The following is an 11,682-nucleotide window of genomic DNA, read 5'->3' on the forward strand; positions in this document are numbered from 1 at the left end:
CGCCTCTCGATGGTCTGAAAAAGATGCTGGATAATAAAGCATGACCCGCTTGACGGCTAGCGCCGTCGGAGACCCTTGCAATGCCCGACCAAGATGTACGCTTGCAACACCTTAAAGTTTGGCTCGATGAGCAACTACCGACTCTTTTTGCCGCACAAGGCTGGGGTGCCGTGCCCCCCGCCACATTGACCGCGGCCAGTAGCGACGCGAGTTTCCGCCGTTATTTCCGATGGGAAGGCGACGGTCGTAGCCTGATCGTGATGGATGCCCCGCCACCTCAGGAAAACTGCAAACCGTTCGTTGATATCGCGTTTTTGCTGGCAAAATCCGGAATCAACGTGCCGAAAATTTATGCCGAAGACCTCGCTCAGGGTTTTCTTTTGCTCAATGACCTGGGCAACCAGACCTACCTGGACGTGATCAATGGCGAAAATGCCGACGACCTGTTCCGGGATGCCTTGCAGGCCCTGTTGGCTTTTCAGCAATTGCCAATGGTGGCGCCGCTGCCCACCTATGACGTCGCATTGTTGCGCCGTGAACTCGAGTTGTTTCCGGAGTGGTACGTCAAGCGCGAGCTGGGGATCGAGTTCGATACGGCACAGCAACAGCTCTGGCAGCAGGTCAGCGATCTGCTGATCGATAGTGCCCTGGCTCAGCCGAAAGTGCTGGTACACCGCGACTACATGCCGCGCAACCTGATGCTCAGCGAACCGAACCCTGGCGTACTGGATTTCCAGGACGCGGTGTACGGTCCCGTGACCTATGACGTGACTTGCCTGTTCAAGGATGCCTTCCTCAGTTGGCCCGAGGAGCGCGTGCGTGGTTGGCTGGAAGACTATTGGCGGCAGGCCGGGGCGCTCGGCATTCCGGTCCAGCCGGATATCGAGGACTTCCTGCGGGCCAGCGACCTGATGGGCGTCCAGCGCCATCTGAAGGTCATCGGGATTTTTGCGCGCATCTGTCATCGCGACGGTAAACCTCGGTACTTGAGTGATGTGCCACGCTTCTTCGCTTATATAGAAGCCGTGATTGCCCGCCGTCCCGAACTGGCGCAGTTGGGTGAGCTGCTTTCCAGCTTGCGGCATCCGGCCGGGGCAATGGCATGAAGGCGATGATCCTGGCGGCGGGGAAGGGAGAACGCTTGCGCCCGCTGACTCTCACGACCCCCAAGCCATTGGTTCGCGCCGGCGGTGTCCCCTTGATCGAATACCATCTGCGCGCGCTGGCCCGCGCGGGGTTCACCGACATCGTGATCAATCACGCCTGGCTCGGTCAGCAGATCGAGGATCACTTGGGGAACGGTTCACGCTTTGGCGTGAAGATTCGTTATTCGCCGGAAGGTGAGCCGCTGGAAACCGGTGGCGGTATCTTCCGGGCGTTACCTCTGCTGGGTGACGAGGCGTTCGTAGTGGTCAATGGCGATATCTGGACCGATTACGATTTCAGCGCCCTGCGCCGGCCGCTCGAAGGCTTGGCGCATCTGGTGCTGGTAGACAACCCCGCGCATCATCCAGGCGGGGATTTCATCCTGGCTCATGGAAAGATTCACGATGGCGAACCGGCTGCCGACAAACTGACTTATAGCGGCATTGCCGTCTTGCACCCTTCGTTGTTCAAAGGCTGCTCGGACGGCGCGTTCAAGCTCGCACCGCTGCTGCGCCAGGCCATCGCCGAGGGGCAGGTCAGCGGCGAGCGCCTGGAAGGGCTGTGGGTCGATGTCGGGACCCATGAACGTTTGGCGCACGTCGAAACCTTGATAGAAGCGAGCCGTTGATATGTGGTGGCCAGGGACTCTGATCGGAGCCGGAGCGGGCTTTGCCATAGCCAGCATTCCGGGGGCCATGCTTGGTGCATTGTTGGGGCAGGCGCTGGATCGGCGCCTGAACCTGCAGAGTTGGGCGCAAGTGCGCGAGCGCCTGGGCGGGCGCCCGGCGTTGCGTAACGACGAATTGCTGTTTGTCCTGTTGGGGCGTCTGGCGAAGGTCGATGGTCGAGTGGTCGATGGCCATATCCAGCAGGCGCGCCAGGAAATGCGAGCGCTGGATCTGAGCGAGCCGGCCCAGCGCCGCGCAATCGCTGCGTTCAATCGAGGCAAGTCCGGGAACGACCGTATGCGCGGTTATCTGCGCCGACTCGCCACCCAGCCCCACGCGGCGGAAGGTGTATTGCGCGCCTGCTGGCGTATGGTCTGGGCCGACGGTCGCGCCGGCACGAGCGAGCGCGAATTGCTGCTCCAATGGGGCAAATGGCTGGGCTGGACACCTCAGCAAGTCCAGGCCTTGGCAATTGATTACGAACCGCAGAAGCCGTCGCTGCCCAGCAGTGGCGTGACTTATCAGGAGGCGTTGCGCCTGCTGGGCGTTTCGGCCACGACCGAGCCGTCACAGATCAAGCGGGCATACCGTCGCCTGCTCAGTCGCCACCACCCGGACAAGATTGCCGGCAACGGCGGGACCCCGTTGCAAGTGCGCGACGCCACCGACAAGACCCGGGATCTGCACAATGCCTATCGCTTGATTCGGGAGCGACGGGATTTCCGCTAGGTTCGCGGGACGACTGTGGCGAAGGGATAAATCGCCTCGCCACCGTCAAGCCGGGTTGGACTCAATTTCCAGGGCTTTGCGGATTCAACCAGCCACGAACCCGTCGAAACAGTTGCTCCTGCTGCGCCGACGCATTGGGCAGGGCTTTCAGGGACACTTGGCTGAACGTCGAACTTTTCAAGCGTTTGCTTCCTTGCAGGCGCTCCAGCGCCGCGTTGCGGTCCAAGGGCTTGTCCATGTAGAAGATGTCGGCGGTGGCCAGTTTCAGGGTCGGCGTGATTTCTGCCAGTCCGGGTTTGGCTGCAATCGGGGTCTGCGCGGCGACCATCACGAAACGCTCTATCTGCGAAGGCTGTTTTTCACTGAGGTAGCGCGCCGCCCAATAGGCACCCGTGCCGTGGCCCAGCAGCACGATACTGCGCGCACTCTGCTGCTCGGCGTAGGCCAGTGCGGCATCGATGCGAGCGAAGATGCGCTCGGCGTCGGCCTTGGCATGTTCTTCCTCGGTTTCAGCGATGACCGGGTCGACCGCGTCCGCTTCGCCGCCTGCCACCTGTTCGATCGGGGTTGCGGTGGTGGCGTCCGGGGCTGCGGCAGCCGTGTCGGCCGGCTTGGTCTCGGGGGGCGTTTCCACTGTGCGCGGTGCGATGGCATCGCTTTGCAGGTCTGGCAGCGTGATACTCAGACTGCTCCATTCGACATCCGGCAATCTTTTACGCAGAGGACCAATCACTTGAGGCCAGTCAGCTGTTTCGCCGGCGCCGGGGATTATGATGACTGCACCCTTGGGGTCGCTGGTGTTGGCCGGTTTCCAGAGGGCCAGGAACGCATCGCTGCCGGTTTGTAGCTGTTGCTGCTCCTGGATCGGGACTTTTCGTTCAAGTGCCGCCGCTTCTTCCTGGCTACGCTCGAGCAAGGGTTGGCGTTCGACGGGTTTTTCCCCGGCAGGCTGGTCCGCGGCGGTGGGAGCGGGTTCTTCGGCCTGTACAGAAAACGCACTCGGCAGGATCAGCGACAGGCACAATGCTGGCAATGCCAGGCGGTAAACAAAGGACATTGGATATTCCATGACCAGAAGTATTTCCGGCAGCCTAATGGGTTGGTCAGTGTTTGTCAGTGCATGAGAATTCAATGATGCGTTTTTGCTGCCTGTGGGTTATCGGCTGTTTGTGGCTCCCCTTGATGGCGTGGGCCGCCCCCGCACCGTCGGTGCATGGTTCGCATTTGAATCCGGAGCAGCGCCAATGGCTGGCGCAACATCCGCAATTGCGCGTCGGGCTGGTGTTGCAGGCACCCTACGCACAATACGACCGGCGCCTTCAGCGCTTATCCGGGACCAACGTCGAGTTGATGCACTGGCTCGCAAAGGCAATGAACGTCGAACTGACCTGGCGTAACTTCCAGGACGTGGCGCAACTGGAGGCGGCGGTACGCGAGGGGCAGGTGGATATAGCACCGGGCCTGACTCAGACGCCGGGCGGTCTCAGGCTCTGGCAGTTTTCCGACCCCTACATGCGCGTGCCGCAGCTGATCGTTGGCGAGCAGAAGGGCGCCGAGGGGGTGGAACTGGAAAAGCTCGACGCCCAGACCCGGGTCGCGGTGCGCATGCCCAGCGCCACCGCCGATTATCTGCGTGGTAACTACCCGATGCTGAATCTGCAAGGCGTGCCCATGGAGCGCCAGGCCTTGCAGCTACTGTTGAGCCAGCAGGCCCGTTACGCCGTGGTCGATGAGGCCGAACTGGGGCGGTTGATGGTCGAGCCTGAGTTCTCCGGGCTGGTGGTGGTGGGAGATATCGGTCTGCCGCAACTGCTACGGGTCGCTACCCGCCGGGACTGGCCACAGTTGGCCGGGATCGTCGACAGCGTTCTGCAGGCGATTCCGGCCAGGGACCTGGAGCAGTTGCACAGCCGCTGGCTCAAACCCAAGTATCCGCGTCTGACCGAGACGCCGGGTTTTTGGCAGAACTTGACCCTTTTGATGTTGGTCATGCTGCTGAGCAGTGTGGCCATTGTGTTCTGGCAGCGTCGCCAGCAACGTCAACTGGAACGTCGCCTGCGTAGCGCCCGTGAAGACATTGCCCAACGTGCCGCCAGCGAAGAAGCCCTGCGCCTGACGCAGTTTTCCATTGATCAAAGCACTGTGGGCATTCTCTGGGTCAATTGGGACAGCCATGTGCGCTATGCCAACCGCGCTGCCGAAACGATGCTCGGCTATGCATCGGGCGCGATCATCGACCGGCCCTTGATCGATTTCGAACCGGGCCTGCACATGGACCGTTGGTTGAATCTGTGGAAACGCGCCCGAGCCAGTGAGGAGGGGCCACAGAGTTTCGAAACCGAATGTGTGCGGGCCGATGGCAGTATCCTGCCAGCCGATGTGTCCTTGAGCTTCCTGCGTTTTCGCGATGCCGAGTACTTGGTGGTTTACCTCACTGACGTCACCGAGCGCCGGCGGGCGTTGGCGGCGTTGCGTGAAAGCGAGGCGCGCCTGCAAGGTATCGCCGCCAACGTACCGGGCCTGGTTTTTCGCCTGGAGCGGGCGCCCGTGACCGGGCAGATCGACTTCGCCTATATCAGCGAAGGCAGCGAAAGCCTGGTGGGCTACTCCCCGGCGACCCTTGCCCGAAGCGACACTGGCTTGCGCAGTCTGGTGCATCCGCAGGACAAGGCCGATTATCACCGCACCCAGGACCTGGCGCTGGACAATGACAGTGACTGGTCGTGGCAAGGCCGTATCCTGACCCGCGAAGGCCGTGAGCGCTGGGCTGAAATCAAGGCCATCACCCGGCGTCTGGAAGATGGCGCCTACGTCTGGGATGGCATCGTCTGGGACATCAGCGAAAGCAAGCGCATTGAACTGGAGCTGGCCAGTTCCCGGGAGCAACTGCGCGAATTGTCGGCGCACCTGGAAAGCGTCCGAGAGGAAGAAAAGGCCCGGATTGCCCGGGAGGTCCATGATGAGCTGGGACAGATGCTGACGGTATTGAAGCTCGAGACGTCCATGTGCGAACTGGCCTATGGGCAACTCGATCCCGGCCTGCAGGAGCGCCTCAACAGTATGAAGCGCCTGATTGCCCAGCTGTTCCAACTGGTGCGGGACGTGGCGACGGCGCTACGCCCGCCCATTCTCGATGCGGGTATCGCCTCGGCTATTGAATGGCAGGCCCGGCGTTTCGAAGCGCGTACACAAATCCCGTGCCTGGTGCAGGTGCCGGACAACCTGCCACCTATGAGCGATGCCAAGGCCATCGGACTGTTCCGGATTCTTCAAGAGGCACTGACCAATGTGATGCGGCATGCCCAGGCCCATACCGTGGAGCTGACTCTGGTCCAGGAAGAGGATGAATTATGTCTGACGGTCAGCGATGACGGTGTAGGATTTATTGCAGATACGGCTCGACCGACATCCTTCGGGTTGGTCGGCATGCGCGAGCGGGTGTTGATCATGGGCGGGCAGTTGTCCCTGGACAGTGAGCCGGGGGAGGGGACTACCCTGGTGGTGCGAGTGCCATTGAAGGAAGCCTGATGTTCTTGCGGTGTCTGGGTAGAGCTATCGCGAGCAGGCTCGCTCCCACAGGTATTGTGCGGGCATCACCCTATGTAGGAGCGAGCCTGCTCGCGATAAATCCTGAGTCTGGAGAATAAAGTGATTCGTGTACTGGTAGCCGAAGACCACACCATTGTCCGCGAAGGCATCAAGCAGCTGATCGGCCTGGCGAAGGACATGGTGGTGGCGGGAGAGGCGAGCAATGGCGAGCAACTGCTCGAGACCCTGCGGCACGTGCCTTGTGAGGTGGTGTTGTTGGATATCTCCATGCCGGGGGTCAACGGCCTGGAGGCGATCCCGAGGATCCGTGCGCTGAACAACCCACCCGCCATCCTGGTCTTGTCGATGCACGATGAGGCACAGATGGCGGCCCGGGCGCTGAAGGTCGGCGCTGCTGGCTACGCGACCAAGGACAGCGACCCGGCCTTGCTGCTCATGGCCATTCGCAAGGTCGCCTCCGGTGGCCGCTACATCGACCCGGACCTGGCCGACCGCATGGTCTTCGAAGTCGGCCTGACCGACACCCGGCCGCTGCATTCGCTGTTGTCCGAGCGCGAGTTCTCGGTTTTCGAGCGCCTTGCTCAAGGCGCCAACGTCAACGACATCGCCCAACAACTGGCCCTGAGCAGCAAGACCATCAGCACCCACAAGGCTCGATTGATGCAGAAGCTCAACGTTACCTCGCTGGCGGAGCTGGTGAAGTACGCGATGGAGCATAAGCTACTCTAAGCCCTTACCGCAGTTCCCTTGTGGGAGCGGGCTTGCTCGCGAATGCGGTGTGACAGTCAATACAGATGTAACTGAAGCACCGCGTTCGCGAGCAAGCCCGCTCCCACAGGTATTGGTGTCCGCATATCTGTTTGCGACACGGCCAAAGGCCGTGTTTGCTGCTTATCTCCCATCACGCATCACGCCCTTATCCAATCCCGCCATCCTTGTAGGGCGATCCTTACCCCGACGCTTCCATCCGGCTGAGGCGATTCTCTCCTTCGCCCCGATTTGCGTGGGAAGCAGGCTCCACTAGGCTTGATTCACAAGCAGTCATCAATACAAAAGGTGCGGGTATGAGCCAGGTTGATTCAAGCGCGGGGACCAGCGATGTGCTGGTCAGCTTTCGTGGTGTGCAAAAGAGCTACGATGGCGAGAACCTGATCGTCAAGGATCTCAACCTGGACATTCGCAAAGGCGAATTCCTGACTCTGCTCGGACCGTCCGGTTCCGGCAAGACCACCAGCCTGATGATGCTCGCCGGGTTTGAAACGCCGACCGCCGGTGAGATCCAGCTGGCCGGGCGCGCGATCAATAACGTGCCTCCCCACAAGCGCGACATCGGCATGGTGTTCCAGAACTATGCCCTGTTCCCCCACATGACCGTCGCCGAGAACCTGGCGTTCCCGCTGACTGTGCGGGGGTTGAACAAAAGTGACGTGGGCGATCGGGTCAAGCGTGTCTTGAGCATGGTCCAACTGGACTCGTTCGCCCAGCGCTACCCGGCGCAGTTGTCCGGCGGCCAGCAACAACGGGTGGCCCTGGCTCGTGCCCTGGTATTCGAGCCGCAGTTGGTGTTGATGGACGAACCCCTTGGTGCGCTGGACAAGCAGCTGCGTGAGCACATGCAGATGGAGATCAAGCATCTGCACCAGCGGCTTGGTGTGACGGTGGTCTACGTGACCCACGATCAGGGCGAAGCCTTGACCATGTCTGATCGCGTGGCGGTGTTCCACCAGGGCGAGATCCAGCAGATCGCGCCGCCGCGTACGCTTTATGAGGAGCCGAAAAATACCTTCGTCGCCAACTTCATCGGCGAGAACAACCGCCTCAGCGGACGCTTGCACAGCCACACTGGCGACCGCTGCCTGGTGGAGCTGGGGCGCGGTGAAAAGGTCGAGGCACTGGCGGTGAACGTCGGCAAGCCCGGCGAGCCGGTGACCCTGTCGATCCGCCCGGAGCGGGTGAGCCTCAATGGTGCCAGCGAACAATGTGTCAACCGCTTCTCAGGGAGGGTGGCGGAATTCATCTATCTGGGCGACCACGTCCGGGTTCGCCTGGAAGTCTGCGGCAAGAGCGACTTCTTCGTGAAGCAACCGATTGCCGAGCTTGACCCCGAGCTGGCCGTCGGCGACGTGGTTCCGCTTGGCTGGCAGGTCGAGCACGTGCGTGCGCTCGATCCACTTCTAGAGGCGAATTGATCGCCCCCTGTATCAACACACCAACCCTGCACGTGGAGAGAACAATAAATGTTGAGATCCCTGAAGTTCACCGCCCTGACCCTGGGCATGATGGGTGCGGCAAGCGCGATGGCGGCGGGTCCGGACCTGACCGTGGTGTCTTTCGGCGGGGCGAACAAGGCGGCTCAGGTCAAAGCCTTTTACGCACCGTGGGAAGCGGCTGGCAACGGCAAGATCGTGGCTGGCGAATACAATGGCGAAATGGCCAAGGTCAAGGCCATGGTCGACACCAAGAGCGTTTCGTGGGACCTGGTGGAAGTCGAGTCTCCGGAGCTGTCCCGTGGCTGTGACGAAGACATGTTCGAGCAACTGGACCCGGCGCTGTTCGGCAAGGCCGAAGACTACGTCAAGGGCGCCATCCAGCCTTGCGGCGTAGGTTTCTTCGTATGGTCGACCGTACTGGCCTACAACGCCGACAAACTGAAAACCGCGCCGACCAGTTGGGCTGATTTCTGGGACACCAAGCAGTTCCCGGGCAAGCGCGGCCTGCGCAAGGGCGCCAAGTACACCTTGGAATTCGCCTTGATGGCCGACGGCGTGGCGCCGAAGGATGTCTATAAAGTGCTGGCCGGCAAGGACGGTCAGGATCGTGCGTTCAAGAAGCTCGACGAACTCAAGCCGAACATCCAGTGGTGGGAAGCAGGCGCCCAGCCGCCCCAGTACTTGGCTTCCGGTGACGTGGTCATGAGCTCGGCCTACAACGGCCGGATTGCCGCGGTACAGAAGGAAAGCAACCTGAAAGTGGTGTGGAACGGCGGTATCTACGACTTCGATGCCTGGGCCATTCCACGTGGCCTGGACAAGGCCCGTGCCGAAGCGGCGAAAAAATTCATCGCCTTCTCGGTCGCTCCGCAACAGCAGAAGACCTACTCGGAAAACATCGCCTACGGCCCAGCCAACACCCAGGCCGTACCGTTGTTGTCCAAGGACGTCCTGAAAGACATGCCGACCACCCCGGAAAACATCGCCAACCAAGTGCAGATCGACGTCAGCTTCTGGGCTGATAACGGCGAGCAACTGGAGCAGCGCTTTAACTCCTGGGCTGCGAAGTAATCCCACCCTCTGAAGACTGGATGGGAATCCTTGTGGGAGCGAGCCTGCTCGCGATAGCGGTTTGTCTGACACATCACTATTGAATGTGCCGCAACCTTCGCGAGCAGGCTCGCTCTCACAGGAAGATCAGTCTCGACAGGCTCGGGTGTTTCAAAAGAACAGAGGCGGTACGCCGCCTTTGTAACGATAAAAAGATTTCCGGAGTTCACCATGGCCATCGCCGTTCCACTGAACGCGGGCACCAGCCCCACCCTGAAGCAACGGCTCAAGCGCGCCGAGCGGGTCAACCGCTGGAAGGCCCAGGCCTTGATTGCGCCGCTGGTGCTGTTTCTATTGCTGGTGTTCCTGGTGCCGATCGTGGCCCTGTTGTTCAAAAGTGTCAGCAACCCGGAGGTGATCGGTGCCATGCCGCGCACCGTGGCTGCCGTCGCTGCTTGGGATGGGCGCGGGTTGCCTGGAGAGCCGGTGTACAAGGCCGCCAGCGAAGACCTGGCCGATGCCCGCAAGAATCAGACCCTGGGCGACTTGTCCAAGCGCCTGAATATGGAACTGGCCGGCTATCGCAGCCTGCTGACCAAGACTGCTCGTTCGCTGCCGTTCGCCAGCGAGCCGGCCTCCTATAAAGAAGCCATGGAGAACCTCGATGAACGCTGGGGCGACCCCGCGTACTGGCAGGTGATTCGTCGCAATACCAGTCATGTCACCCCGTATTACCTGCTGGCGGCCGTCGATCATCGCATTGACGACCTCGGCGAACTGGCCACGGCCACCCCCGACCAGGCGATCTACCTGGATATTTTTGCCCGTACGTTCTGGATGGGGCTGGTGATTACCGCCATTTGCCTGGTGCTGGCCTATCCACTGGCTTACCTGCTGGCGAACCTGCCATCGCGTCAGAGCAACCTGTTGATGATCCTGGTACTGCTGCCGTTCTGGACGTCGATCCTGGTACGGGTCGCGGCGTGGATCGTGCTGTTGCAATCGGGCGGGTTGATCAACAGCGCCTTGCTGGCCATGGGTGTCATCGATAAGCCCCTGGAGCTGGTTTTCAACCGCACGGGTGTCTACATCTCCATGGTCCACATCTTGTTGCCGTTCATGATCCTGCCGATCTACAGCGTGATGAAGGGCATCTCTCCCACTTATATGAGAGCGGCGATTTCCCTGGGCTGCCATCCGTTCGCCAGTTTCTGGCGGGTGTACTTCCCGCAGACCTATGCCGGGGTCGGCGCCGGTTGCCTGCTGGTGTTCATTCTTGCCATCGGCTACTACATCACCCCAGCCTTGCTGGGTAGCCCGAACGACCAGATGGTCAGCTACTTCGTCGCGTTCTACACCAACACTAGCATCAACTGGGGCATGGCCACGGCGCTCGGTGGCCTGCTGTTGCTGGCGACCATCGTGCTTTATCTGATTTACAGCTGGCTGGTGGGCGCCAGTCGCCTGCGCCTGAGCTGAGGGAAGATCGAAAATGGTAAGTCCTTACATGTCCCCCGTCGAACGGGTGTGGTTCTACTGCTTGCGCACACTCTGCGGGCTGATCTTGCTGTTCCTGATTCTGCCGGTGCTGGTGATCGTTCCATTGTCGTTCAACTCCGGCAGCTTCCTGGTGTATCCGTTGCAGGGCTTTTCGCTGCAGTGGTATCACGACTTCTTTGCCTCGGCCGAATGGATGCGGGCGCTGAAGAACAGCGTCATCGTGGCGCCAGCGGCAACAGTGCTGGCGATGGTCTTCGGCACGCTGGCAGCCATTGGCCTGACCCGGGGCGATTTTCCGGGCAAGTCGCTGGTCATGGCCCTGGTGATTTCGCCCATGGTGGTACCGGTGGTCATCATCGGCGTCGCCAGCTACCTGTTTTTCGCACCGCTGGGGATGGGCAACAGCTTCCTGTCGCTGATTGTGGTTCACGCAGTGCTGGGCGTACCGTTCGTCATCATTACCGTTTCGGCGACTTTGCAGGGGTTCAACCACAATCTGGTGCGGGCGGCGGCGAGCCTTGGCGCTTCGCCACTGACGACGTTTCGTCGGGTGACCTTGCCGTTGATCGCCCCGGGTGTGATCTCTGGAGCACTGTTCGCCTTTGCGACCTCGTTCGATGAGGTGGTGGTGACCCTGTTCCTGGCCGGCCCCGAACAAGCCACGCTGCCACGGCAGATGTTCAGCGGCATCCGCGAAAACCTCAGCCCGACCATCGCTGCGGCAGCGACGTTACTGATTGCCTTCTCGGTAATCTTGTTGCTGACACTGGAATGGTTGCGCGGGCGCAGTGAGAAGCTGCGTACCACCCAGGCCTGAGGTCACAACACCG

10 protein-coding genes are annotated in these 11,682 nt (G+C 60.9%); 9 read left to right on the plus strand and 1 reads right to left on the minus strand.

Going from position 1 to position 11,682, the window contains the following annotated elements:
* Positions 1-80 precede the first annotated feature (80 nt).
* Genes AD666_RS21405 through AD666_RS21415 form a run of 3 tightly spaced genes read left to right on the plus strand, consistent with a single transcriptional unit; the run spans position 81 to position 2,543 of the window.
* Positions 81-1,106, plus strand: coding sequence for an aminoglycoside phosphotransferase family protein (locus AD666_RS21405; protein WP_053156369.1), 1,026 nt, complete (start codon positions 81-83; stop codon positions 1,104-1,106).
* The gene (gene murU / locus AD666_RS21410; RefSeq protein WP_053156373.1) at positions 1,103-1,774 is read left to right on the plus strand and encodes an N-acetylmuramate alpha-1-phosphate uridylyltransferase MurU; all 672 of its coding nucleotides are present in this window, start codon (positions 1,103-1,105) and stop codon (positions 1,772-1,774) included. The genes AD666_RS21405 and murU overlap by 4 nt, the downstream gene beginning before the upstream one ends.
* 1 nt (position 1,775) lies before the next feature.
* Entirely contained in the window at positions 1,776-2,543 is a 768-nt protein-coding gene (locus tag AD666_RS21415) for a TerB family tellurite resistance protein (RefSeq protein ID WP_053156375.1), read from the plus strand.
* A gap of 61 nt (positions 2,544-2,604) precedes the next feature.
* Here the strand turns inward: AD666_RS21415 and AD666_RS21420 are convergent, their stop codons facing one another.
* Positions 2,605-3,600 (minus strand): alpha/beta hydrolase family protein, encoded by a 996-nt coding sequence (locus AD666_RS21420; RefSeq protein ID WP_053156377.1) that lies wholly within the window; start codon positions 3,598-3,600, stop codon positions 2,605-2,607.
* Positions 3,601-3,674: 74 nt separating this feature from the next.
* Between AD666_RS21420 and AD666_RS21425 the strand changes: the two genes are divergently transcribed.
* The 6 genes from AD666_RS21425 (at position 3,675) to AD666_RS21450 (ending at position 11,669) form a co-directional block, all read left to right on the plus strand.
* Positions 3,675-6,071 carry a PAS domain S-box protein gene (locus AD666_RS21425; protein WP_053156380.1) on the plus strand — a complete coding sequence of 799 codons (2,397 nt, stop codon included), beginning with the start codon at positions 3,675-3,677 and terminating at the stop codon, positions 6,069-6,071.
* Between the two features lie 120 nt (positions 6,072-6,191).
* On the plus strand, positions 6,192-6,821 hold the full coding sequence (locus tag AD666_RS21430) for a response regulator transcription factor (RefSeq protein ID WP_053156383.1): 630 nt from the start codon (positions 6,192-6,194) through the stop codon (positions 6,819-6,821).
* Between the two features lie 335 nt (positions 6,822-7,156).
* Positions 7,157-8,281, plus strand: a complete 1,125-nt coding sequence (locus tag AD666_RS21435; protein WP_053156386.1) for an ABC transporter ATP-binding protein — start codon at positions 7,157-7,159, stop codon at positions 8,279-8,281.
* Between the two features lie 48 nt (positions 8,282-8,329).
* Positions 8,330-9,373, plus strand: coding sequence for an ABC transporter substrate-binding protein (locus tag AD666_RS21440; RefSeq protein WP_053156389.1), 1,044 nt, complete (start codon positions 8,330-8,332; stop codon positions 9,371-9,373).
* 210 nt (positions 9,374-9,583) lie between these two features.
* Entirely contained in the window at positions 9,584-10,831 is a 1,248-nt protein-coding gene (locus tag AD666_RS21445; RefSeq protein ID WP_053156391.1) for an ABC transporter permease, read from the plus strand.
* Between the two features lie 13 nt (positions 10,832-10,844).
* Complete coding sequence (locus AD666_RS21450) at positions 10,845-11,669, plus strand: ABC transporter permease (RefSeq protein ID WP_053156394.1); 825 nt, start codon at positions 10,845-10,847, stop codon at positions 11,667-11,669.
* The last annotated feature ends 13 nt before the right edge of the window (positions 11,670-11,682 follow it).

Source organism: Pseudomonas sp. Pf153 (genome assembly GCF_001269775.1).
Classification (GTDB): domain Bacteria; phylum Pseudomonadota; class Gammaproteobacteria; order Pseudomonadales; family Pseudomonadaceae; genus Aquipseudomonas; species Aquipseudomonas uvaldensis.